This window comes from Photorhabdus heterorhabditis, from assembly GCF_018448905.1.
GTDB lineage: Bacteria > Pseudomonadota > Gammaproteobacteria > Enterobacterales > Enterobacteriaceae > Photorhabdus > Photorhabdus heterorhabditis.
Genome location: NZ_RCWA01000012.1, coordinates 80,347 through 106,040 on the forward strand (window position 1 = coordinate 80,347; position 25,694 = coordinate 106,040).

The 25,694-nt window shown below is 39.0% G+C and carries 16 protein-coding genes and 1 pseudogene; 9 read left to right on the forward strand and 8 right to left on the reverse strand.

From position 1 onward, the window contains the following. Positions 1 to 517 precede the first annotated feature (517 nt). Complete coding sequence (locus EAE89_RS09940; protein WP_188093347.1) at positions 518 to 1,783, forward strand: NupC/NupG family nucleoside CNT transporter; 1,266 nt, start codon at positions 518 to 520, stop codon at positions 1,781 to 1,783. A gap of 86 nt (positions 1,784 to 1,869) precedes the next feature. Here the strand turns inward: EAE89_RS09940 and EAE89_RS23580 are convergent. The 4 genes and pseudogenes from EAE89_RS23580 to EAE89_RS09960 form a co-directional block, all read right to left on the reverse strand. Next, positions 1,870 to 2,064: pseudogene (locus tag EAE89_RS23580) on the reverse strand (Tox-REase-5 domain-containing protein); the annotation flags it as partial. A gap of 166 nt (positions 2,065 to 2,230) precedes the next feature. Beyond that, positions 2,231 to 2,497 (reverse strand): PAAR domain-containing protein, encoded by a 267-nt coding sequence (locus EAE89_RS09950; protein WP_072161769.1) that lies wholly within the window; start codon positions 2,495 to 2,497, stop codon positions 2,231 to 2,233. 45 nt (positions 2,498 to 2,542) lie between these two features. Further along, complete coding sequence (locus EAE89_RS09955) at positions 2,543 to 3,265, reverse strand: Imm52 family immunity protein (RefSeq protein WP_214085739.1); 723 nt, start codon at positions 3,263 to 3,265, stop codon at positions 2,543 to 2,545. Between the two features lie 172 nt (positions 3,266 to 3,437). Beyond that, a complete protein-coding gene (locus tag EAE89_RS09960) occupies positions 3,438 to 3,926 on the reverse strand; it encodes a Tox-REase-5 domain-containing protein (protein ID WP_244866333.1) in 489 nt (162 codons plus the stop codon). A gap of 697 nt (positions 3,927 to 4,623) precedes the next feature. Between EAE89_RS09960 and deoC the strand changes: the two genes are divergently transcribed. The 4 genes from deoC (at position 4,624) to deoD (ending at position 8,902) form a co-directional block, all read left to right on the forward strand. Next, entirely contained in the window at positions 4,624 to 5,421 is a 798-nt protein-coding gene (gene deoC, locus EAE89_RS09965; protein WP_054477296.1) for a deoxyribose-phosphate aldolase, read from the forward strand. Positions 5,422 to 5,492: 71 nt separating this feature from the next. Continuing rightward, a complete protein-coding gene (gene deoA, locus EAE89_RS09970) occupies positions 5,493 to 6,818 on the forward strand; it encodes a thymidine phosphorylase (RefSeq protein ID WP_054477298.1) in 1,326 nt (441 codons plus the stop codon). 67 nt (positions 6,819 to 6,885) lie between these two features. Then, positions 6,886 to 8,109, forward strand: a complete 1,224-nt coding sequence (gene deoB / locus EAE89_RS09975; protein ID WP_214085740.1) for a phosphopentomutase — start codon at positions 6,886 to 6,888, stop codon at positions 8,107 to 8,109. Positions 8,110 to 8,185: 76 nt separating this feature from the next. Continuing rightward, entirely contained in the window at positions 8,186 to 8,902 is a 717-nt protein-coding gene (deoD, locus tag EAE89_RS09980; protein ID WP_149616100.1) for a purine-nucleoside phosphorylase, read from the forward strand. A gap of 91 nt (positions 8,903 to 8,993) precedes the next feature. On the opposite strand, the gene EAE89_RS09985 is transcribed toward deoD, so the two are convergent. Further along, a complete protein-coding gene (locus tag EAE89_RS09985) occupies positions 8,994 to 10,148 on the reverse strand; it encodes a trans-sulfuration enzyme family protein (protein WP_054477304.1) in 1,155 nt (384 codons plus the stop codon). Between the two features lie 21 nt (positions 10,149 to 10,169). Continuing rightward, complete coding sequence (locus EAE89_RS09990; RefSeq protein ID WP_214085741.1) at positions 10,170 to 11,537, reverse strand: pyridoxal-phosphate dependent enzyme; 1,368 nt, start codon at positions 11,535 to 11,537, stop codon at positions 10,170 to 10,172. A gap of 672 nt (positions 11,538 to 12,209) precedes the next feature. On the opposite strand from EAE89_RS09990, the gene EAE89_RS09995 reads away from it, so the two are divergent. After that, positions 12,210 to 16,697, forward strand: coding sequence for a hypothetical protein (locus tag EAE89_RS09995; protein ID WP_214085742.1), 4,488 nt, complete (start codon positions 12,210 to 12,212; stop codon positions 16,695 to 16,697). 2 nt (positions 16,698 to 16,699) lie between these two features. Then, positions 16,700 to 18,754 carry a hypothetical protein gene (locus EAE89_RS10000; protein WP_214085743.1) on the forward strand — a complete coding sequence of 685 codons (2,055 nt, stop codon included), beginning with the start codon at positions 16,700 to 16,702 and terminating at the stop codon, positions 18,752 to 18,754. Between the two features lie 132 nt (positions 18,755 to 18,886). Here the strand turns inward: EAE89_RS10000 and EAE89_RS10005 are convergent, their stop codons facing one another. Continuing rightward, a complete protein-coding gene (locus tag EAE89_RS10005) occupies positions 18,887 to 19,261 on the reverse strand; it encodes a hypothetical protein (RefSeq protein ID WP_054477312.1) in 375 nt (124 codons plus the stop codon). A gap of 460 nt (positions 19,262 to 19,721) precedes the next feature. Here EAE89_RS10005 and EAE89_RS10010 point away from each other — a divergent pair, with 460 nt between their 5' ends. Together EAE89_RS10010 and EAE89_RS10015 are read left to right on the forward strand one after the other, a co-directional pair. Beyond that, positions 19,722 to 20,966: a multidrug effflux MFS transporter gene (locus tag EAE89_RS10010; protein WP_167338259.1), complete on the forward strand. Its 1,245-nt coding sequence runs from the start codon at positions 19,722 to 19,724 to the stop codon at positions 20,964 to 20,966. A 5-nt stretch (positions 20,967 to 20,971) separates the two neighbouring features. After that, positions 20,972 to 23,230 carry an ATP-binding cassette domain-containing protein gene (locus tag EAE89_RS10015; protein WP_214085744.1) on the forward strand — a complete coding sequence of 753 codons (2,259 nt, stop codon included), beginning with the start codon at positions 20,972 to 20,974 and terminating at the stop codon, positions 23,228 to 23,230. Positions 23,231 to 23,671: 441 nt separating this feature from the next. Here the strand turns inward: EAE89_RS10015 and EAE89_RS10020 are convergent, their stop codons facing one another. Next, positions 23,672 to 25,693, reverse strand: a complete 2,022-nt coding sequence (locus EAE89_RS10020) for a chorismate-binding protein (RefSeq protein ID WP_214085745.1) — start codon at positions 25,691 to 25,693, stop codon at positions 23,672 to 23,674. Position 25,694 lies beyond the last annotated feature (1 nt).

Sequence of the window (25,694 nt, forward strand, 5' to 3'; positions counted from 1 at the left end):
TTTTTCAAAATGGTGGCCAGTTGTTATAGTAGTCATATTTCTCGCCAAAGTAAAATGCTAATACCAATTGGAAAATACTCACCCGGTCAAAATAAAATATTATTTTCCATAAAGGGTTGATTCAGTGATTTAGGTTTGGGTTTGTTTCCTTAAATTTGTCTTTGAAATATTGCTTTATTTGCTTATCTGTATGGTGTGAACATGATACGGTAGAGCTGTTGTCGGTGGATAATTACCACCAAACTTTAGCTTCGCTTATATTATATTCATCTATTAATTTGTTATCCCGCCGGTCAGATTATCTTGCTGTAGATTATTTATACAATATTGTGTGATTTGCATCACATTTTTGGTTTTTTTATTGCTTTTTTCAGTAGGTATTTGTGATGTAGATAGCTTGTTCATTCCTATGACTGAGTATAATCAGCGCCGACTCAGCGTCAGTGAACGATTTACATTCAACTGACATATTTAATTTATTATTAAGTGAACAGGGATTCTTCCAATGCAACTCTTTATGAGCCTGGTCGGGATGGTAGTGCTGATCTTGATCGCAGTACTTTTTTCCAGTAACTATCGTGCTATTAAACTCCGTACTGTCCTTGGTGCCTTTTTGATTCAGGTCACTATCGGCGCTTTTGTACTTTACGTTCCCGTGGGTAAGAAAGTATTAATGGGTATGTCTGAGGGGGTTTCTAATGTTATTCAGTATGGTCAGAAAGGGATGGATTTTATTTTTGGCGGATTAGTTTCCCCCAAAATGTTTGAGCTGTTTGGCAGCGGTGGTTTTGTTTTCGCCTTGCGCGTACTGCCTATTATTGTTTTCTTCTCTTCACTGATTGCTGTTCTGTACTACATTGGTGTCATGCAGCTCATTATTAAAATATTGGGCGGTGGCCTGCAAAAAATTCTCGGAACTTCGCGTACAGAATCTTTATCTGCGACAGCTAATATTTTCGTGGGCCAAACTGAGGCACCGATGGTTGTTCGTCCTTATATTGCGACGATGACCCAGTCTGAGCTATTTGCGATTATGAGTGGTGGCCTAGCATCCGTTGCAGGTTCGGTACTGGCTGGCTATGCATCAATGGGTGTATCTTTAGATTATTTGATTGCTGCGTCCTTTATGGCGGCGCCAGGTGGTCTGTTGTTCGCTAAACTTATGGTGCCTGAAACCGAAAAAACCCACGATACTGTTGATGCAATGTCACTGGTTGCGGAAGAGGACCGCCCTGCTAACATTATTGATGCCGCTGCTTCTGGTGCCGTTGTTGGTATGCAATTAGCATTAAACGTAGGTGCAATGTTATTGGCGTTTGTTGCCTTGATTGCATTGGTAAACGGTATTCTTGGTGGCATTGGTGGGTGGTGGAATTACCCACAACTTTCCCTTGAATTGGTGCTGGGCTGGATTTGTGCGCCAATTGCTTATTTGATTGGTGTTCCGTGGAATGAAGCCATAGTGGCGGGTTCTTTCATTGGTCAAAAACTGGTTGTGAATGAATTCGTTGCCTTTATGAACTTTGGCGCTTATTTGAAACCAGATGATGTGGTTGCGGCAGCGGGTTTGCAGGTTCTGTCAGAACACACCAAAGCAATCATCTCCTTTGCGCTGTGTGGTTTTGCTAACCTTTCTTCCGTCGCTATTCTGTTGGGTGGTTTGGGCGGTATGGCTCCAAGTCGTCGTGGGGATGTTGCTCGTCTGGGGATCAAAGCTGTTATAGCGGGTACATTATCTAACCTGATGAGTGCAACCATTGCCGGATTCTTCCTGGCTCTGTAACTTTATTGCAGTGTGCAGGTGGGATAATCCCGCCTGCAATCAATTTTCTTTCCGGTTTATCTTCATTAAATATTGCAGAGTGCAATATCAAAAAACTGGTCATACCGCGCCTTAGCCTCCAGAAATAAATAACGCTTAGGCTGCCAGCCACCAAACGTCACTTTCAGACACTGAAACTCCTGAATTATTTGTGCCACCGGGTCATACCGGGTTTTGGCAATAAATCGCTGATAGTTAATAGTAATGGCGCTCCAGCGATTGACCTTGCGATATTTTTCACTTACCCCAGTCACAGAGTTATCTATGCTCCTGGGGATGCGCTCACTTGCCGCCGCGCTGCAATTTGAAATCTATTGGGTATAGGCATATTAACTTCTCCTATTTATCTTATTTTTTGCAATATGAATATTTAAACCAGAGGCTTAAATGTTGCGAATAAAACTCTCATTAACTGACAAGTGTGAATTTATGCTGACGGGCAATTAATCTTGCCCCGCATGCTGTTTGCATTCCTTCAAGTGCAATGGATTTTCCCTGATATTGCAGGGAATCAGCACCTTCAATAATAGGAAAAACTCCTTTGCATTGGGGGCATTCGACCTGATCCCCTTTACCTGCAATGGAAATACCGTTGTAAGTATATTGGTCAATGGCGGTAATGACTTTACCGCTATGATCTGTTGTATCACCCAGAAGGATAACAGCCTTTGACATTAAAGTTCTCCATTGTTTTACCATTAGAAAATAATATCGTTGCCTTTAAATCTCAGTAATTAATGGCAGCAATCCCAGATTGAGCAACTGAATTTCAACATCATTGGATTTATCAATATCATCCTGATTTTCACCATCAAAAATCCCTTTTTGGGTGATGATTAATGTGCCAATTTGCTGATCGTTTTGATAAACGGGAAGTATTTCTTCTGCCATAGGAAGACAGGATTTATCAATTATTTTAGGCTGATAAAGCATCCAGCCGACACTGAGACGGTCAGGGAAAACCTGTTTATTCTGTAATGTATATTCGTTGGTTTCAACTTGAATATAGGGGAAATTACGACTGTTCACTAGATATTTGACAAGTTCAACTAACCGGGAAATATTAAGCTGGTTGCTGTCAATTTTTAGGTTCAGTTCTAACTTGACCCAGTTAGGGCCTCTAGTAGATAATTTATTATAACTAATACTACTAGCTATCTCATCTTGTTCTCCATCCCACATATCTTCGATGAGTGACGGAAAATCTTTTTTATAAGATTTTTCAAAGTAACTCACTGTTTTTTCCGTTGGACCTTGTTCATCAAACACAACATGTTTTAATGCCTCTTTTCGGGAGTAACCAGTTAAGTACCATGTTTTTTTCTTTTCAAAAAATATATCTATTTGTCGTGTAATAAAATACAAATCCATTAACGCTGAATTTACAGTAATAGTTTCCTGTTGTTCATAACGCACATTGATTTCTATACGAATTATAGCCATATTTACCTCGAATTAAACTGTTATCATTAAATCGGAACAGGGGGTGTAATGAACACTAATATTTTTATGTTCAATAAATAGCGTCTTAAAATATTTGCAACTTATGGGTTGTAAAAAATGCCATTCCACATGAGGCATATTATCTAATGCATTACAGACTGCTTGGTGTCTCTCAGCCTGTTTTTTTCCCTGATTTTGCCCCCTTCCACCAACTTTTAGGTTTTCCCTTACTATCAAAAAACTGGTCATACTGCGCCTTGGCTTCTAGAAATAAACAACGCTTAGGCTGCCAGCCATCAAACGTCACTTTCAGACACTGAAACTCCTGAATTATTTGTGCCACCGGGTCATACCGGGTTTTGGCAATAAATCGCTGATAGTTAATAGTAATGGCACTCCAGCGATTGACCTTGCGATATTTTTCACTTGTCACCGGAATAGCCAGACATTCTTCGCACGCTTTCTGCTTTTCCGTACTTTCACATTCTTCCGTTTTGGCCGCTGTTTGGGTTTGAACCGCGGAGGTATCAACCGGACCATCATCCAAATCATCATCTTCCCAAAAATCGGCGTGGGCTTCTGCGCTCCAGACGATATTGCGATCTTGATCCGTGATTTCAGGGGTTATTACAAAATCCGCTTCGTTCTGAATTAAAATCATTAACCATAAGCAATCATTACCTATATTGAGCTATAAGATCGCAATATAACCCAAATGGAATGATTGAAAAAGAATCGATTGTGTTGTTTTTTAACCAAAGAATTCGATAAGAATTTTGAATAGAAACAATACAGTTTAGATGAACTTAAAATGATGGTTATGCATGTTCGTACAATATTTAACCTGACATTACCACTGTTATCCATCGTGTAATTAAATGAACTGAATGTTCTTACAACAGAAGTAAGGTTAATTAATGAAAAAACAGGGTATTCCTGTCCAAAGTTCTCTGTTTGGCAGTGAGTTATATTTTTTATCGTGTATTATTTAAAGTGGCAGCAGTACCTGATTTGCAGATAAAGCAGAGAGTAAATTTGTATTAATGTGATTTATGTCAAATTTTAAATTGCTATCTTGCAAATTACATTTTATTAGTGTGACATCAGACACAATTTTTTGAGCGTCTAAATGTTCAAATAAAGATGTGCCAATAATTTCACGGATAAAGGCGAGGCTCGCATTAGGGATCACAAGCCGAAGATAGAGCATAGCGCGGTGAAAAGGAGTTCAACTGTCGCCGTGGGCATACCACCGCTACATCTTTAAGGAACCAAGTCCACTCGCCAACAAACAATTGTTTAAAAGAATGTGTGGCCCCGGCGCGAAGCTGGCCACGATAATAACGTTGGAGAGTTTTATGACCGATTTAACCGCAGCAGCACATTTAACCACAGCAGCACAACGTGCGCTGAGTTTGATGGATTTAACGACACTCAATGATAATGATACCGATGAAAAAGTGACGGCGCTTTGTCATCAGGCGAAAAGCCCGGCAGGTAACACGGCGGCTATCTGTATCTACCCCCGTTTTATTCCTCTGGCTCGTAAAGTATTACGTGAACAGGGCACGCCTGAAATCCGTATTGCAACAGTGACAAATTTTCCACACGGTAATGACGATATTGATATCGCTTTAGCTGAAACCCGTGCAGCTATTGCTTATGGTGCTGATGAGGTAGATGTAGTTTTCCCATATCGTGCCTTGATCGCCGGTAATGAACAAATTGGTTTTGAGATGGTGAAAGCATGTAAAGAAGCCTGTGCAGAAGCGGGTGTTCTGCTAAAAGTCATTATTGAAACGGGTGAACTGAAAGAAGCATCTCTAATCCGTCAGGCATCTGAAATTTCAATTAAAGCAGGTGCTGATTTTATTAAAACCTCCACTGGTAAAGTGCCAGTTAACGCCACGCTGGAAAGTGCTGAAATCATGATTCAGGTTATTCATGATATGGGCGTTGGTGAAACTGTTGGCTTTAAACCCGCGGGTGGTGTGCGTACTACTGAAGAAGCAGTACAATATCTGGCATTGGCTGATCGTATCATGGGTAACAAATGGGTTGATGCCCGTCATTTCCGTTTTGGTGCTTCCAGCCTGTTAGGGGATTTGCTAAATACTCTGGGTCATCAGGGGCAAAAACAAAGCAGCAATTACTGATAATCATGCACTTCATCAGTCAGTGTGTGACTTGCTGAACTTTTCCGATGTTAAATAATGAGGAGAATGCTTTGTTGCTAGCACAAGAAATCATCCGTAAAAAGCGTGATGGGTATCCATTGAATGAAGAAGAGATCCGTTTTTTCATTAATGGCATATGTGAGGATTCTGTTTCCGAAGGGCAAATTGCTGCTCTGGCGATGGCTATCTATTTCCACGACATGACGATGGAAGAACGTGTGGCTTTGACACTGGCTATACGCGATTCCGGTACGGTTTTGGATTGGAAAAACTTGCATCTGAATGGCCCGATTGTGGATAAACACTCGACCGGTGGTGTTGGTGATGTCACTTCCCTGATGCTTGGCCCGATGGTAGCTGCCTGTGGTGGTTATGTGCCGATGATCTCAGGCCGAGGTCTGGGCCATACCGGTGGTACGTTGGACAAACTAGAAGCGATCCCTGGATTTGATATTTTCCCTGATAACGAGCGTTTTCGTAAAATTATTCAGGATGTTGGTGTTGCGATTATCGGCCAGACTCATTCGTTGGCACCGGCAGATAAACGTTTCTATGCTACCCGTGATATTACCGCAACGGTGGATTCTATTCCTTTGATCACGGCATCCATCCTTGGCAAAAAACTGGCTGAAGGTTTGGATGCTTTGGTGATGGATGTCAAAGTTGGCTCAGGTGCGTTTATGCCGACTTATAAAAAATCAGAGCAATTGGCAGAATCCATTGTTAGTGTGGCTAATAGTGCAGGTTGTAAAGCGACTGCACTGTTGACGGATATGAATCAGGTTTTGGCATCCAGTGCAGGTAATGCACTTGAAGTTCGTGAAGCCGTTCGCTTTCTGACGGGTGAATATCGCAATCCACGTTTACTCGAAGTTACAATGGCGCTCTGTATTGAAATGCTGGTATCGGGTAATCTGGTGACAGATCGTGAAGATGCGTGTAATAAACTCCAGTCTGTATTAGATAACGGTAAAGCAGCCGAAATCTTTGGTCGCATGGTCGCTGCACAGCAAGGTCCGACTGATTTCGTTGAGCGTTACGACCGTTACTTACCAACTGCCTCGTTCAGTAAGCCGGTATTAGCTGAACAGCATGGATTTATCACTGATATGAATACCCGTGCTCTGGGTATGTCTGTGGTTTCCCTCGGTGGAGGGCGCCGTAAAGCAGTGGATCTCATTGATTACAGTGTGGGGCTGAGCAATATTGTTGCTCTGGGTTCAGAAGTGAGTGCAGATACTCCCTTAGCTATCATTCATGCCAATAATGAGAACCAATGGCAGGAAGCGGCAGAGGCAGTACGTAAAGCTATTGTTCTGGGGGTAGAAGCCAAACCAGCCACACCGATGGTTTATCGCCAAATCGGCGAATCATAACCAGACTTATTATTAAACTGCGGTGGCATTTCCGCATTGTTAGCGTGACTTGACGCAGGAGAAAATTATGAAACGTACATTCATCATGGTATTGGATTCTTTTGGCATTGGAGCCAGTGAAGATGCCGAAAAATTTGGTGATAAAGGATCTAACACTTTGGGGCATATTGCAGAAGTCTGTGCTTGTGGTAATGCCGATGTCGGTCGCAAAGGGCCTCTGTACTTGCCGAACTTAAGCCATTTAGGTTTGGGTAAAGCGGCGGAGGAGTCCTGTGGAACTTTTCCTGTAGGTCTGGATAAAGACGCAGATATTATCGGTGCTTACGCTTATGCCAGCGAACTCTCTTCAGGTAAAGACACGCCATCAGGTCACTGGGAAATTGCAGGTGTACCGGTTTTGTTTGACTGGGGATATTTCAAAGATGAAGAAAACAGCTTCCCGCAGGAACTGTTGGACAAACTGGTAGAACGCGCAAATCTGCCGGGTTATCTGGGTAATTGTCACTCTTCTGGTACTGTCATTCTGGATAAACTAGGTGAAGAGCATATGAAAACGGGTAAACCGATTTTCTACACCTCTGCTGATTCAGTATTCCAGATTGCTTGTCACGAAGAAACTTTCGGTTTGGATCGCCTGTACGAGCTGTGCGAAATTGCCCGAGAAGAACTGACAGACGGTGGTTATAATATTGGTCGTGTGATTGCCCGACCATTTGTTGGTGATAAGACTGGCAATTTCCAGCGTACTGGTAATCGCCACGACTTGGCTGTTGAACCTCCCGCGCCAACCATGCTGAAAAAATTGGTTGATGAGAAAAATGGCACAGTCGTTTCTATCGGTAAAATTGCAGATATCTATGCAAACGTCGGGATTACGCAAAAAGTGAAAGCGACCGGCATTGATGCACTATTCGATGCAACGCTAGTTGAAATGGAAAAAGCGGGTGATAACACCATCGTATTCACTAACTTTGTCGATTTTGACTCTTCTTATGGTCATCGTCGTGATGTTCCGGGTTATGCTGCTGCATTGGAGCTGTTTGATCGTCGTCTGCCTGAAATGCTGAAACTCGTGAAAGATGATGACATTTTGATCTTGACGGCAGATCACGGTTGTGACCCTACATGGCCTGGCACTGACCATACTCGTGAGCACATTCCAGTCCTGATTTATGGACCGAAGATAAAACCTGGCTCACTAGGCCACCGTAAAAGTTTTGCTGACATTGGACAGACTGTTGCTAAATATTTTGGTTTGTCGCCAATGGAATACGGCAAGTCTATGTTTTGAATCTGATTACTGACCGCTTTCGGGTAGTCATATACTCACTAAAATAGTTATTAAATAAGAAACAAGGAACTTAATTATGGCCACTCCCCATATTAATGCTGAGATGGGCGATTTTGCAGATGTTGTTTTGATGCCGGGTGATCCACTACGTGCAAAATACATTGCTGAAACTTTTCTGGAAAATGTGCGACAAGTAAACGATGTACGCGGTATGTTGGGATTTACCGGTACTTATAAAGGCCGCCCGATTTCTGTGATGGGGCATGGTATGGGTATCCCATCTTGCTCTATCTATGCGAAAGAGTTGATCACCGATTTTGGCGCTAAAGTTCTTATCCGTGTAGGTTCCTGTGGTTCAGTACGTCAAGATGTCCAATTGCGTGATGTGATTATTGCCATGGGGGCATGTACTGATTCCAAAGTTAACCGTATACGTTTTAAAGATCACGACTTTGCGGCGATTGCTGATTTCGATCTGGTTCGTAACGCTGTTGATGCTGCTAAAGCAAAAAACATCAATGTACGTGTAGGTAACATCTTCTCGGTTGAGCTGTTTTATACACCTGATCCACAACTGTTCGATGTAATGGAACAATATGGCATTCTGGGTGTAGAAATGGAAGCTGCGGGTTTTTACGGTGTTGCGGCTGAATATGGCGCAAAAGCGTTGACTATCTGTACCGTTTCTGACCACATCCGTACTCATGAAAAACTGACCGCCGAGGAACGCCAGACGACTTTCAATGAAATGATTGAAATCGCCTTGGAATCTGTTCTGTTGGGTGATAAATAATCCTGGTTCTACATTTGCTTTTGATTGCATAAAAAGAACCACTTTTTATTGAAATGCCAGCCAGTTGAGAAAATTGGCTGGCATTGCTCTTTTATTGAGCGGCTTTTTTCAACGCCTGAGCCAAATCTGCAATGAGATCCTCGGCATCCTCTATACCCACAGAAATACGTACTAACTGTGGTGTGATTCCAGAAGCAAGGCGTTTTTCTAATGGAATAGATGCGTGAGTCATACTGAAAGGTTGGCTTATCAAGCTCTCCACGCCCCCCAGACTCTCCGCGAGTGTGAATAACTTCAACTCTTGAATCAGCCGACGGGCATAATCGTCATCACCTTTTAAGTGAACAGAAATCATACCCCCAAAACCTTTCATTTGACGCTTCGCCAGCTCATGCTGAGGATGCGAAGCGAGGCCGGGGTAAAAAACAGTTTCGATTTGTGGTTGTTGTTCCAGCCAGTGAGCAATCTTTGTTGCACTGTCAATGTGACGTTGCATACGCAGAGCAAGCGTGCGCATTCCACGCAGAACCAGAAAACTACTAAATGGATCGAGCACGCCGCCTACAGAGTTTTGCAGAAAACCGAGCTTTTCGGCTAGTTCTGCATCTTTGCCTACGACAGCTAATCCAGCAATAACATCGGAATGACCATTCAAATACTTAGTCGCAGAGTGCACGACGATATCGAATCCCAGATCAAGTGGGCGTTGGATATATGGGGAGGCGAAAGTATTATCCGCGACACTAATAATTCCATGCTGTTGAGCTACTTGCGCGATAGCAGCCAGATCGGCCAGTTTTAGCAACGGATTGGTAGGCGTTTCCACCCAAATCATTTTTGTATCGGGACGAATTGCCGCTTTAAGGCCAGCGATATCATCTGCTTTCACGTAAGTAACACGTAAACCAGCAGTACGGCTACGTACCCTTTCCAGCAGCCGGTAAGTGCCACCATACAGATCATCTACTGCGACCAGATGACTATCTTTATCCAGCAGTTCCAACACCGTGGAACTGGCTGCTAGCCCTGAACTGAAAGCATAGCCTCGACTGCCATTTTCCAGTTCAGCTATCGCGTTTTCCAGTGAGTCGCGTGTCGGGTTACCACTGCGGGAATACTCATAACCAGTGTGCTGGCCGGGCGCAGTCTGGGCGTAGGTCGAAGTGGCATAAATCGCTGGCATTACCGCGCCAGTGTGGTCAGGTGTATAGCCAGCGTGAACAGTTTTAGTATCAAACTTGGTCATAATATTATTCCTACGAGAAAATCAATTAAGTTGCTGACGCCATGCGTTCAGCACATCTGTGCGAGTTACGAGTCCAAGGAAACAGCCATGGTTGACGATGAGTGCCACATGCCCGGCGTCGAACGTTGCTATCAATTGTTGCAAAGAAGCGCTTTTATCCAGAGTGTGAACCTGATGGGTCATGGCATGGCTAACGGGTAGAGTAAAATTGTGTGGATTAGCCTGCACTGTGTGCATCAAATCCCATTCATCGATAATGCCGACAACTTGTTCATCTTTTAGCACGGGTAACTGAGAAATTTCATACAGACGCATTCGAGTATGCGCGGTTTTCAACGTATCTTCTGGCGACACAAAAACCGTAGCGCCATCCTGATAGCGATAGGTGATATAGTCACTCAGATCATGTTGTGGCATACGTGACTGAAATCCTTGTTCCAGCATCCAGTAGTCGTTAAACATTTTTGACAGGTACTTGTTCCCACTGTCACATGCTAGCGTAACCACACGCTTTGGCGTGGATTGTGAGCGGCAATAACGCAGTGCGGCGGCCAGTAGAGTTCCACTGGAAGAACCTGCCAGCACACCTTCTTTTAGCAGTAGATCACGTGCGCTGGAGAAGGCTTCTGCATCACTGACACGGTAGGCGTGGTGCACCCGACTAAAATCACCTAGGGGAGGAACAAAATCTTCGCCGATGCCTTCCACCTGCCAACTTCCGGCTTCACCATATTCACCGTGTTCGATGTAATCTACCAGAATAGAGCCACTTGGGTCGGCTAATACAAACTCGGTTTCTGGTGAGACTTGAGCGAAATAGTTGCTCAGACCGCCTAGCGTCCCGCCGGAACCGACGCCGATCACCACGGCATCGACGTTATGATCCATTTGCTGCCAGATCTCCGGGCCGGTGGTAGCAATGTGAGCGGCTGAGTTGGCTGGATTATTGAACTGATCAATGTAATAAGCGCCTGGTATTTCTTGAGCCAGACGTAGGGCATAATCCTGATAATATTCTGGATGACCTTTACTGACATCAGAACGGGTCAGGCGAACATCGGTACCCAGTGCACGCAGATGGAACACCTTCTCCCGGCTCATTTTATCTGGGACAACCAGAATCAGCTTATAACCTTTCAGGGCGGCGACTAATGCCAATCCAATACCAGTATTGCCGGCAGTGGCTTCGATAATTGTACCACTGGGCTGGAGTAAGCCTTGTTTCTCCGCTTGCTCGATCATTGAAAGTGCAACGCGATCTTTAATAGAGCCACCGGGATTTTGATTCTCCAGTTTAATAAATAATTGACATGGACCGGTATTCAGATGCGTTAACTCCAGCAATGGGGTATTACCAATCATATCGAGAACAGAGTGTGATGTGGTCATATCATCTCCAGATAATCCGTTGTATTCATATAGTTATGGAGGATAACTCTGTAGATGTACTTGTTTGAAAGAATGAATAGCAACCATATATAGCGAAATGGAATATATTAATTTTGTTTTAGAAGTAAAGAGGTATAGACGTTTATACCTGTTATCTTTCAAGTTGCCTCTTTGTTGGCTGCACTCACTCACCCCGGTCACAGTGTTATCTATGCTCCCGGGGATTCGCTCCCTTGCCGTCGCGATCCATCTTGAAATCTATTGGGTATAGATGTAAGAGTTTATTCTGTTATTAGTGTTTTATGGTTTGCATTAAAAAAGTTATTTTTATAATTAATTAGATAATTTAAGTAAATAAGTAAATAAGTAAATAAGTAAATAACGTTAGTGATCAATTTTAAATAGGTTTAGGTATTACAATCGTTTTAATGATCGAAATGATAAATATTCTCATTTTGTTTCATTTGATTTTCTATTCTAATTTAAGGATATTTTTAAGAAATATCTTATCACTATTTCTATCCTTATATAGTCTGCTATTTCCGATGATCTGTTAGGAGATTATCTCTCTGTCAAAGTAATGATTAAGATATAGGATTATTTTTGTTGGAAAATTATATGATTGTTGTGTAGAGTTTAATCGATCAAAGATAAAGCAAAAGGAATCTAATGGTGAGATGGTCTGAAACCCTAAAAGAAAAACTCTTTGATATTGCTTGTGAGAAGTTGGAATTATTTAAGAGATTAGATGGTGTCATTGATGAAAATGCTCGAATTTTGGAGGATATCAGACAAGATCTTAAACATGATGAAGCGACAGTTATTGCCATTATGTTTGAGCTTGCAAAGATGGGGTTCCTATATCAGAGGAGTAAAGATAAGGCAAGAAAAGTCGCTTTGCCGATGAAGGATAAAACAGCTTCTAAAGACGATTTTACATTATGTGTATCTTATAAGATGTTAGTAAAGGAAGAAAAGGAGATTCTTGTAAATGAATCTAATAAACTTTTCGAGGCAGGCTGGTTGGTAAATAGGGTTGTTGTTCATCTTTCTGAGAAGTTACATCGATCAAAAAGAAATATTATGCAAGAGTTATATCACCAAAAGTTGATTATTCTCTCAGATGGAGAGTATCAACCATACAGTATTGCTCATAAGTCAGAGCAACCTACCTTTGCTAACTATTTAGCAAATAAGCGTGCGCCACAGCATCTTAAAGATGACATTAATATACTGAGAACCCGGTTATCTGAGCTGTATAATGTACATAAAAATAATAACCCAACGCTGGTATTTTCGAATGACGGAACGGGTTTTGGTAAGAGTTATGGTGTGCTTAATCGCTATATTGAAGCGGTTCCTGTTAATGCAAAAAACAGTGATTTTACTAATTTTCTATTTATCACTCCCCAGAAAGCGCAGATTGATTTTGACCAAGAACTGATTAAAAAAGCGAAGAATAAGGGCATTGAATTTATTGGATTTTATAGCCAAGAAGATTTGAAAGACTTGAACTTTGTCAATTGGGTTGAAGACTGCAACGGGCAAATTATTGAAAATAGAAAACGTTATCTAAAGTGGGAAGAGCAAGCGGGGAAATCATCTCTAAAGTCAAAAGCTAATAACTTAGCAATTATTGTTAGAATGATAGATAGTATTGAAAAACGAATTATAACACAAAAGCAACAAGGTGATGAATTTGGTCTTATTCAGGATTACGAAGATCAGCTTAAAGCATATAAATTTAATTTAGCAAAAGTACTTGATGAATTATCTGAAGCAGCTTTAAACCAACAAGATTTGGCTATTGCTCTGCCTATTATTATACGGGCAGAGACAGAAATTGATCAATTGCGTAAAGAAATCATCCTTCATTGCTTACCTATGGCAGCAGCTATGGTTTCACCCTGTATTTTATTGGCAACAACGAGCAAATTTGACAGACCGATTAAAACACCATACATAAATCAGGCAGGTAAATATACTTTAAAATCGATGCCGTTTGATTATTTGATCGGTGGAAAAAAGAAACCGACAGACAATAGAGTAAGTGCTTTTTTAGAATCATCGGTTGTCGATCAAATTGAATATCTAAAGACAGCGTTCTTCGAGCTTGATAACGACAACTATTTTAGAAAGCACAATATTAATTTTACATTAGTAATTGATGAAGAGCACGAAGCTTACCGAATTTTTTCTAAGTCGCGTAGTGTGAATTTAATTAATGATGAAATACAGCTTGTTCATGTTTTCGCGGTAACTTACCGTCTATTACAACAAGTAAAAGATGTTGATGCTTTTGAAATACAATATTTACCTTTTTTCTCTAAAAAAGATGAATTTATTCAGAGGATTAGAAAATATTTGAAAGAATATTGTGAGTTGTCTCTAGAAAAGGGAACCACTGAACGAAGTTTAGAATCTTTACTTGAGCTTTTCTCCGGCAATATTGATTTTGTTCAGATTAAAAGTGGTGATGTTGAACAAGTCATTAATATTACACGAAATGTGTTCAGCTTTTCTCCTAAACGTTTTTTTAATGAACAAGCGCTAAAGAAAGTAAAAATGGAGTTTGTACATGGAGGGGGAGGTTGTCAGCTTTATTACTCTACGAATAGTCAAGATAACAATCCCTCTCTTCATGATATTTATCAACTGGCAATGGTTGTACTCGCTTCTGCTGCGCAGATCTCCAGCAAGTCACAATTTGCTAAATCACTTAGGCAGGCAGGAGATGGAAGTCAAAATTTCCTGATGTATAAGTTTATACAAAGAGCAGGAAAAATTAAAAATGAGTTAGAACAAATGTTTGATAATCCTGTATCGGAAGAGATGTTGGTTTCTTATTTTTATACCTATTTCCAACCTAAAACAGTTTTTACTATAGAACGGGAAAAAAAGTTAGAATTTCAAGATGAGACATTAAGTAATTTGACTTATGTAAATTTCATTCTTGATCTGCTCAAAGAACAGCCCGAAATATCTTTACTGCGTAGTCTCTATAACACCAAGAATAATGTCATATGTCTCAGTGCTACGACCGGTTTTTCAGAAACGTATTCAGGGCAATATAATCGTAGTTTCTTACGACAATTTTGCTCTGGTAAGACAAACAACTTAGGTATCAAAATAACTGAGCGAAGTGATACTGATATTACGTTACTAGCTTCACTTCGAGATAAACGGTTAGAACTCAGGAGTGTTGATTTTATAATATTTAATTCAGAAGTTCCTTTACTGGATTCTGGAGAAGGTTTTGACGAAAGTTTTAAAATAAAATTTAATTTTTTTAAGAACGAGCTTTACGGTTTGAATAAAGACTTTAAAAAAAGTTTAAATAACTATCAAAAGATAGAGTTTGAGCGTCAACTTTGTTCTATGCTCCTCGCTGCTTATGAAGGTAAGCATACGATGAGCTTAGCATTGAGTAATCGTTTTCAATATAAATTAAGGACATATTTTTCAAATCAAAATGTAAAGCTGAGAAATGTGAAAAGACTTCATGACTCATGGAAAATATTCGAATATTTACCTTTTGAGAATGGATATAAGATCCGCGTTATTTTATTTGACGCGGCATTACGCAAAGAGTGTGATATTAGAAAATTCACTCATGTAGAGGATCAAGATACGAAAGTTGTGTTACTTTCTTCTTATAAAAGTGCTGGTACAGGGTTAAATTACTTTATTACTTACCCAAGTGAAAATGGAGAATTATTTGAAGAAGACTTTGAATGTTTAGTGTTAACTAGTGCGCCATTCTGGAGTTCAATCATCAGTGATGAAGAAACAAATGATAGAACACTTCATTCGTTACAGAATTATCTTCTTTTAATGAAACAATGTTCTGATTCAGATGAGGAAAAATTCTTAAAAGATTTTGATATCAATTTAGTGAGTGGTGATGATTACCAATTCTTAATGCGTGAACATATGATTTCTAAGCTAAAAGATTTAATGCAGGCTATTGGTCGTGTTGAGCGTAAAGATACAAAGATGAAAACAAAAATATTCATTCCTGATAGTGCAGTGGAAAATGGAATGGTTCAGTTTAATCAATTGACTCGTATTAAGAATAATCACCCTATCTTGGAGAGCATGTCATTATTAAATCATCAATTTATGCAGCTCTGTGAAAAAGAAAGATCCATGTGTAGCTTTAGATCGAGCGAAGAGAGAAAATCATTTGAGAAAAAAATAGCTCGGAATTCCGTATTGCTTGAGGAATTTTTTGAAGATTTTGTACCCAAAGTATTATCGTATGCAAGAAAAGGTGATATTGATGCAATTGCATTTAACGAGCAGCTTCGATCTATTGAAAGTATGATATCGCCATCAAGCTATATAAGAAAATTAAAATCAAACCCTCATGTTCAGAAGTATCAAACAATGATGGATGCTGTTGATGCGCTATATATTGATATATCTTCCACTCCACAATTGAAGTTATGTATTAAAAATCGTGAAGATGATACAGTGACACTCACAGATATTGAACACGGCTATTCAATATATACCCCTAAAGAATGGATACTTGCAGGTATTGGTAATCGAATTGGTGATAGAAGGGATGAATATGTAACATATCTTTTAAAAGAAGTTGCAAGTCTAAATAAAAATGTATTTAAGGATTGTATTCCACATCCCAGTTTTATCCCATTGCTTAAAGGGAATGTTGGTGAATATTTGTTTACTCTACTTTTAACCAAGCTACATAATTGTGAGCCAATAGCACCGAGATTACTAAGTGAAAAAATAGGGAAAAGAGTATATGAATTATTTGATTTTTACATTGAGGCAGGAGGGAATTTGATTTGTGTTGATTCAAAAAATTGGTCATCTACTTTAGATAAAAAATACCAATCTTTAAAAACTCATGATAATGCTCAGAGAAAAGCTGAAACTATTTTAGATGATATTGGTGATAAATATGAATCAATTAAGTTCGTATACTTAAATACTCGGATGGAAAATAATCCTCTAAACCTTGAACAAGAAGTTTCCAAAGATAGTAAAATCTATTATCTTAACTTATTTAAGGAGTCTTTTGGATACAAAAAGCAAGATTATGATAGGAATGATCGTATAGGTTCAGGCAGTAAGTTAGTTAAAGAAATTCGTATTAATAATCAGATTCTTAATTTATTACAAGGTGTTTGATAATGATGAAGTTAATTGATTTCGTTAATGATTGCTCTAAGATTTCTCCTATAGCGAAAACGAATATTTTAGATATTGATGGCAATATATGTGATAATATCAATAAATTATTTGAAGTGGATGATTCCAGTGGATTATATGTCACCCATGGTCAAAAGAAATTTTTTAAAGAAGAGGGAGAGAATAATAAAAGATTTTATGCCAGAGTGCACAAAGAAATACAGCAAATTATACGAAAAAAATTAACGCTGAGTTCATTAGAAAACGTGGTTTATGATAGTTTTTGGAAGAATTACGGCAGTTTTTCGAGAAGTAAAGAAATTCATTTTTTCTATTTGTCTCACCAGGAATCTGGCATAAAAGAATTTGTTGATAAATTTGAAGAAGATAGCGATTTTTTATGTAAGGTTTTTTCAGCGATCGTAGGATTGCATATTAAACGAACTTTGCTTAAAGAGCTTGACGAACATTATGAAATAGAACCTGTATTCTATAACTCAGAGCTTTATTTATCAGCCGAGAAGTATAGCCAGATTATTGATGCTTTTTATCCTCGTTTTTACTTCTCTATGCAAAAAGAGTTGGTGGTGAATTTGCACAGAAAGGTCTTCCGAATTGAAACAAAAAAGGTAATGTCAGGGAATACAGAAGAAACGCAATTATCATTTAGAACTAAGGAAAATGACTTTCAAGTTACAGGTGATATCAATGCAACTGAGTATTCTAAGAAAAAATTTATGCGTTTTAAAGAAGGGTATCGAAACAGTAAAAATTATTCTCAGAATTTAGTTATTCAGAAAATAAAAGAAATATTAAATCATGCTGAGATTCCATTTAGTGAGAGATACTTCAGAGCTGATTATGTTCTTCATAATTTTATAACTGTGGATAAAAATTTTTCGTATCCTTTGGTGTTGATTGATGCGAGAATTCCAGAACATTTGTCTGATAAGAAAGTGAAAATATATTTTGAGAAAGAGGTTAAAGAAATATTTGATCTACAAGAATTAGCTTATGCTCCTGTTCAAAGTTTTGAATCACTCGATAAAAGTAATAACTATCTGGTTCTTAATTCATTAGTTGATGAAGCTAAAACCAGTATTTTAGTCGAGGGTAAAAGGAAAAATACGATATGGGATGCATTTGATCACGTTAGGGGCAAGGGAATAGAGAATGCTGATTTGGATTATTATACGGAACTGAAAATTCATAGGTTTGAAGCGCAGGGTGAGGTAGTCATTCAGGGTATAGATTTAGATAATAACATTGTAGAGAATGATAAGAAAACCGGTTTGGAAAAATTAAGTAGCAAAGTACTTATAAAAATTCAAAAAATTAAAAGTGAACTTTGGCTAAAAGAAAAAATTTTCAAAGAGAGGAAGATTGAAAATATTGATCTGCCAGATTCAAAGATGACTCTTATATATATTAGAGCTCCGGGAGTCATTAAGAAAAGAGAAGAGATACTTGCTTCAATAGTGGATGTTTATATTAGTAATAAAACGCTTTTTATCAAGGGGCATTCACTTGCAAAGAATGCAAGGACTCTTGAGCAAAAATGTCCATTTATGAAAAATATAAAAACGTTTTATAATGACTCTTTTTATTTAGTCGATGAGGTTGAAAAAATATGTCTTAGTCGATATCATTCGGATAGGATTCCTAGAATCATCGGTAATCAGAGAATAGATAATATTGAGTATGCTTTGGAAGATGAAAGTTTAGTGAATAGAGTATGTAATCCAATTGAAACAGTTTTACCCTATTATTTAGCGCCTAAACAGAAGAGTCAGTATGAACATATTTATCTTCAACCGAAGGGAGATGACTTATTGTATTTTGTATCACCATGCAATTCACCTAATCAAACGATTGCAAAAGAGAACTTAATTTACAATATTCTGACTATGGATAAAGAGGGCAAACAGATAAATGCGATGGAACAAAATATTACATCTATTTTCCTACGTTCTTTTACCAACGATGTATTAAGGTTAAAGGAAGTCAGTAAAAGTTCTTTATTTGAGAAAATAGCTAAGATATACATTGAAAACTAGGTGGAAATTAAAAGGTTTTCTCCGAAAAAGTGGAAGGATTACACCGGCGGCACCGAGGCCATGCTAAAAGTCACGGTGCCATTTTTTCCTTCGCAAAGGTACTCCTGCCGACATAAGGCGGGAGAAGAATTTCTACGGGGCGTTAGCCTCGTATTCTTCCTTTGCTAATTCTAGCCACTCATCAAAATTATTAAGACCTCCTCTATCTTCCCACCCAGTTGACGCAAAAGCATGGATAAAAAATACTTTTGGATCACCTGAGACATCAGAGCCATCAAAGCAAGCAATATCGTCAGAATAAGATATTTTTGCAAATGGCACGAGTTGCCTTGCTGGATATTGCGTATTCATTTCAGACAACCAGTATTTAGAGAATTTTTCAAATTCGCACAAAAACCACCAAGGTTCTAAATCCAAAATAGATTCTTGATTTACTATTTTCAAAAAATGCGATGGAAAATTAAATCCTTTTGGTAGCTCTTCTGATGAATATAAGTAACATGACATAATAAATTAATCCTTTGATGTTACAAGACCCCCAAAACACATCCAGATATTACTCCTATGCCATGATAAGCTGCCTCTATGATGTACTGAACTCAGTAGTGTATAATATTGATTTTATTAATCATAATAATGAGAGACTATGCAAAAGGACACCTTGCGTGTCTGGGAGAAAATGCTGTTGTTATTTTCGATCGTGGTTACTTCAGTTATTACCTGCTCTATCAAGTCATCCTAAGCAAAGTGAATGCGTTAATTACCCAACGAAACCTATCAAATTGCCGATTTTGATCGGTAATACAACCCGGTTTCCTCTCAACACTCCGCCTTGAAACAAGGCTTTACTATCGAAAATATAGCACTTTCAATAGTAACACCAAGCAAACAAGAAAAATGATTTCTAAATGGAAATCATTTTTCTATGGTGCTACAGTCTTCATGACATATTTATTATATGAGATGAATGACAGTGAAAAAATCAGAAAATATACTAAATGACAATTGCTTAGATTTGAATGTTTCGTCTTACCAAAAAGGTGTGCTGGGATTCAAACTTGTTTTGGTTCTGGGAATGTTGAGTGCTATTGGCGCTCTTTCGACTGACATGTACCTCCCTTTATTTCCCGCTATGTCTCACGCACTAACCACAACTCAAGCTGGTATTCAATTAAGTCTAACGTCATTTATGTTTGGCCTCGCGATTGGACAATTAATTATTGGCCCTTGGTCGGATGTTATTGGTAGGAGAAACCTTCTATTAGGCGGTATGGTTTTGCTAACTGTAGCATCAATTGCTTGTTCATTTTCTTCAAGTATTGAGATGTTAACCATTAGCCGTTTTTTTCAAGGTGCTGGTGGTGCATCAGGTATTGTCTTGACACGAGCCATTGTTTCTGACCTTAGTTTTGGTAACAAGGCCGCATACTATTTCAATCTGATGTTAGCGATACAAGGTGTAGCGCCGATAATTGCGCCATTGATAGGAGGCATTGCTGCACATTTTCCGTGGCCAGTTGTATTTGTCTTTTTAACGGTTATTTCACTGATACTCACCGTCTTAACGTTTGCTTATGTGCCAGAAAGTTTGCCAAATAAATCAGCATATAGCGGGATTAAGAACAGTTTAGTTAAACAGTTTTTCAAACTGTTCAGAAATAGAATCTATATGGGATATACGTTAGTATTCTCGGCCACCTTTGGAGCACTGTTTGCCTACATTTCAGCATCACCTTTTATATACCAGTCCATGTTTAATTTCACCCCAGGATTTTTTTCTGTTGTGTTCGCAATTAATGCCGGAATTATGATGTTCAGCAGCATATTGAGTGCCCGATGGGTTGAACGGATCGGCGCTAAAAGGCTTGTCATGGTTGGTGTTGTAACAACTTTTGTCTTATCTTGTTTGTTACTGATTGTAAATTATCTCAGTGTTTATCAACTTGAGTTAACTACGGCCATTTTCATGATGCTTATGTTTACGATGGCGTTAATTTTCGGCAATGCAGCCAGTTTAGCATTAACAGCGGTTCCTGATTTAAGGGGGGCAGGCTCTGCTGTCCTTGGTGCCCTTCAGTTTGGAATAGCTTCTTTGACGGCATTTTTAACTGGTCTTGGCAAATCTGTGTCTCTGTTTCCTGTATCTATTGTATTAATCGGATGTGGGATTATGACTCTATTTTCCTTAATATTAGTACGTGTAAGGAGATAAATGAAGTGAGGGATCATAAACAAAACACGATTGAAATTCTTGGTGCTAGGCAAAATAATCTTAAAGGAATTGATTTACGTATTCCTAAAAATGTCATCACAGTATTTACCGGTGTTTCTGGTTCAGGTAAAAGCTCTTTGGTATTCGATACAATTGCAGCGGAATCCCAACGACAACTTAATGACACTTTTCCACCTTATATACAGCATCGGTTACCATACTATAGTCAACCGGATATGGATGAAATAAATAACCTCACTACCGCAATTATCATCAACCAAAAGCGTATTGGTGAAAATGTCCGTTCAACGGTTGGTACAGCATCAGATATTTATACCTTACTGCGCCTCTTATTTTCCCGAATAGGCACACCATTCATCGGGTATTCCAACATTTTCTCTTTCAATCATCCGTCAGGAATGTGTCCACATTGCGAAGGATTGGGCATTACCAGCACAATAGATGTTAATAAGCTGGTGAATGAAAACAAATCGCTGAATGACGGTGCAATTGAATATACCACATTTGCACCAGGCACCTGGCGATGGCGTCGGTATACTCACTCTGGTTTGTTTGATAATAATAAGAAAATTGCCGATTACTCTGCCGAAGAACGCCAGATTTTACTATATGCGGATAATATTACTCCAGAAAATCCATCCTCAGGTTGGCCTAAATCGGCTCGATTTGAAGGGATTATTCCCAGATTCACGCGCAATTATCTTGTGAAAAACAACAAAGAGTACAAAAGTGAAGAATTTCAGAAAATTGTTTCAATAAAACAGTGCTCTGCCTGCTATGGTCAGCGGCTTAATAAACATATACTATCGTGTTTAATTCAGGGTAACAGTATCGGCGATTGTATTGATATGCCGATTATTGAGTTGAGTCAGTTTATAGCAACACTAAATATCCCTTCTGTTAATACGCTGATTAATGCTTTAAAAGAACGTTTAGTATCAATGTGTTCTGTTGGTTTGGGTTATCTGAATCTTAACCGCCCGACGGCAACATTATCAGGTGGAGAGTCCCAACGGCTAAAAATGGTGAGACATTTAGGCAGTAGCCTCACTGGAATGACTTATATTATTGATGAACCTAGTTCCGGTTTACATCCAGCTGATATTACAAAACTGAATACGCTGATCCAGCAGCTGCGTGATAAAGGCAACACTATTTTAGTGGTCGAACATGATCCCGATGTTATTAAAATTGCAGATCATGTGATTGATTTAGGTCCCGGCGCAGGTGATAACGGTGGAACGATCACTTATCAGGGAAATCTGAACGGGTTGCTAATTTCTGAAACATTAACAGGAAAATATCTTTCTCAGACAATCCAGCTCAACCGAAACCCAAGAAAGCCGATTGGTTATGTCCCTGTTAAAAACGCAACGCTACATAATCTTAAAAGGATCTCTATCGATATTCCATTGGGGATAATGCTCGTGATCAGTGGTGTAGCAGGCTCAGGAAAAAGCTCCCTGATTATGGGAGAGGTTGTCCCGAAATGTGCCAATGCTGTCGTTATCGACCAAAAACCTATTCACACCTCGAAACGTTCTCATATTGCATCGTGGAGTGGTATTTTTGAACATATCAGGGAACGTTTTGCCTTGGCTAATAAGGTGGATAAATCGTGGTTTTCGCCAAATGCCAAAGGAGCGTGCCCTGAATGTAAAGGATTGGGTGTCATTGAAACTGATTTGGCTTTTATGGATTCAGTAACCTTACCTTGCGATGCTTGCCAAGGACAAAAATTCAATCAACAATCCCTGAATTATAAATACAGAGGTAAAACGATTGTTGAGCTTATGGATATGAGTATTACGGAGGCGTCAAATTTTTTCGCGGGAGACAACCAGATCCAGCTAACATTAGGGAATATTCGGAATGTTGGGTTAGGCTATATGCGCCTTAGTGAATCGCTTGACCATCTGTCTGGGGGAGAGTGCCAAAGACTGAAACTGGCATCTTACCTTAATAATGAAAGTGACGTGTATATTTTTGATGAACCAACAACCGGGCTTCATCCTTCAGATGTAACGATACTTATGACGTTGTTTCGTCGCCTTGTCGAACAGGGAAATTCTGTTCTGATCATTGAACATAACATAAAAGTTATTGCAGAAGCGGATTGGGTGATTGATTTAGGAGAAGGTGCGGGGACTGCTGGTGGACAGGTAATGTTCAGTGGCACACCACAAACGATGTTTGAAGAGGGTAATTCATTGACTGCGGATTACTTACGTCAGCATTGCTAATAAATAAAACCAACAAAAAAGTAAAGCGTTAATTGGCTCAGTGGGGACAACCAAGTGTATTATTCGCATACCACACCAATTGTCCCAACAACATCCTATACCCTATTGGATTTCAAGATGGATCGCGGCGGCAAGGGAGCGAATCCCCGGGAGCATAGGTAACTATGTGACCGGGGTGAGTGAGTGCAGCCAACAAAGAGGCAACTTGAAAGATAACGGGTATATAAGTAATACGTTACTTTATAATGTATTGATTTGCAATTCCTTATCTGCGTAGGGCGCTAGCACACTATTTTAGCCATTTTTTAAAGACGATTATTTCTTAAAAACCAACTTTAATAATGTTTATATCGAATGAAATTTAATTAAATAATTTTTTAGGATTTTATAGTAAACTAAAGAGTGAAAGAACAATATTGACACTTTAAATCCAAATATTAATCAAAGTATGTTCACACCCTGCTTATCTGCGTAACCTATAGCATTATTAATCATCCAGTTATAAATAGGAAATGCATCAGTAGTTAAAAAAGACTCGTTATGAAACTGTATTGATGCCACATTATTAGATTTCAAAGCAATAATTTCACTTTTATCTAATCGTTCAAGATAAACCAATCGATTGTATTTTGGCGTAAACCAGTGTGGTAATTTGTGCATCGCGGCAAAACTATTATAAAACCCTACATAGCAGGTCATACTATCAATAGCTATTTTATACTGCATTCCTTGCCGTGTTTTGGGAAGCTGTTTGATGGGCAAACCAAATTCAGCACAAATAAGTTGATGTCCCAGACAAGTTCCAACTAGTGGTAAATTTTGTTTTAAACGATTTGTAATCAGTGTCCGCCCCATTACCATCTTGTCATGATTAACAGCGTTTGGGTTTCCTGGCCCTGGACCAATAAAAAGGATATCTGTTTTACCTGTATTCATTAATTGAGGCAAACGTATACCAGACTCAAACCATGAAACTATCGTTACATCATGTCCTATATAACGTAGTTGGTGAGCAATCATCTCAGTAAACAAGTCTTCCATATCAATGAGTGTAATGGAGGGGAGGGAACTGGTTGTTAATGCAATTTTTTTAGAATTCCCTAACCAGAAGGAAGACACTTTCTGATTTCGTTGCTGTAATATTGTAGTGATATTACTCAACACATATTCAGATAAATGGGTATTATTGGTTAGATTAATACTTTTTTTCTCCTCAAAAAAAGAATTCATTAAACCACTCAATTTTGCTTTGGTTTCTTCAGCTTCATTTTCTGGAACTGAATCACGAACAATTGTTGCCCCTGATGTCAATCGGAAATGCCCATTTTTCGTAATATCAGCAGCTCGGATTAAGATAGCAGAATCCAGATAACGTTGGTTATTCTTAACGCCAATCATTCCGATAACACCACTGTAATACCCACGACCACGATTTTCCCAGCGTTTAATGACTTGAGATGCATTTTCCACGGGGCTTCCGGTCACAGTTGGTGCGAACAATGACTCTTTCAGGATAGTTTGAATTGTCTGTGATGTTGAACCACGGATAAAATATTCCGTATGTGCAACCCGAGACATCATTTTTAATTGAGGACCAGTTACCGTAATATCACTGTCACATATACGGCTCATCATTTTTAGCTCCTCATCAACGACCATGAAGAGCTCATTCTGTTCCTTTTTGTTGTTAATAAAATGGTATAAAGCCTGTTCTATTCCTTTTTCTGGATATTTTAACGTACCACTTATTGGGTTCATGGCAACATCTTTACCATCCACTAGAATATGTTGCTCTGGACTACTGCCGATAAGATAGCGTTCTCCAGTATAAACAATCCACGTCCAATAAGAACCACTTTCGTTTATCAATAATCGATTAAATAGCGAAAGGGCATTCTCCAATGAAAAGTCTTCAATATCACCCTCTAAACTTCTCGACATAACAAAATTACTGCCTTCTCCAGCATTAATCTCATCGTTGATCACATGTTCCACCACTTGGCTGTAATTTTTATCTGTGATGTCGAAATGTATATTAGACGCTTTTATTGGCTTGCTATCCTCAATAACTCCCCAGTTATTTATTTGATAACGAGTTTGTGTTTTTATGCTCATGATAATGATAGGTTCGTTGTCGTTATGGCATGCAAACCCTTTTTCAGCGATTTGATTAAATGGAATAATAATTAATTGAGAAGCACTCAGTTCTCCGGAAGGTGTTATATCCATCGTATCGAAATCGTCTGATTTCAATGAAAGAGTTGGCTCCAACGAAATTGGCTCTAGTTCTGAGAGTGAATGGCTGTATTTTATTTCCCCCTCAAATAATAAAAAAGAGTCTTTAGCATCAGATAATGGGCGATAAATACATGCAAAAGGTTTATTTGTCTTAACTAAACGGCTAAAGAGATTTTTTGCATCATTTGATTTCAGCTCTCTTTGTGGTAATTCTTTCAGCGACATT

Bases quoted from the DNA above. Each gene is read 5' to 3' on its own strand.
- EAE89_RS09940 (WP_188093347.1), top strand. From the start codon at position 518: ATGAGCCTGGTCGGGATGGTAGTGCTGATCTTGATCGCAGTACTTTTT.
- EAE89_RS09950 (WP_072161769.1), bottom strand. From the start codon at position 2,497: ATGTCAAAGGCTGTTATCCTTCTGGGTGATACAACAGATCATAGCGGT.
- EAE89_RS09955 (WP_214085739.1), bottom strand. From the start codon at position 3,265: ATGGCTATAATTCGTATAGAAATCAATGTGCGTTATGAACAACAGGAA.
- EAE89_RS09960 (WP_244866333.1), bottom strand. From the start codon at position 3,926: ATGATTTTAATTCAGAACGAAGCGGATTTTGTAATAACCCCTGAAATC.
- deoC (WP_054477296.1), top strand. From the start codon at position 4,624: ATGACCGATTTAACCGCAGCAGCACATTTAACCACAGCAGCACAACGT.
- deoB (WP_214085740.1), top strand. From the start codon at position 6,886: ATGAAACGTACATTCATCATGGTATTGGATTCTTTTGGCATTGGAGCC.
- deoD (WP_149616100.1), top strand. From the start codon at position 8,186: ATGGCCACTCCCCATATTAATGCTGAGATGGGCGATTTTGCAGATGTT.
- EAE89_RS09985 (WP_054477304.1), bottom strand. From the start codon at position 10,148: ATGACCAAGTTTGATACTAAAACTGTTCACGCTGGCTATACACCTGAC.
- EAE89_RS09990 (WP_214085741.1), bottom strand. From the start codon at position 11,537: ATGACCACATCACACTCTGTTCTCGATATGATTGGTAATACCCCATTG.
- EAE89_RS10000 (WP_214085743.1), top strand. From the start codon at position 16,700: ATGATGAAGTTAATTGATTTCGTTAATGATTGCTCTAAGATTTCTCCT.
- EAE89_RS10005 (WP_054477312.1), bottom strand. From the start codon at position 19,261: ATGTCATGTTACTTATATTCATCAGAAGAGCTACCAAAAGGATTTAAT.
- EAE89_RS10010 (WP_167338259.1), top strand. From the start codon at position 19,722: ATGACAGTGAAAAAATCAGAAAATATACTAAATGACAATTGCTTAGAT.
- EAE89_RS10020 (WP_214085745.1), bottom strand. From the start codon at position 25,693: ATGTCGCTGAAAGAATTACCACAAAGAGAGCTGAAATCAAATGATGCA.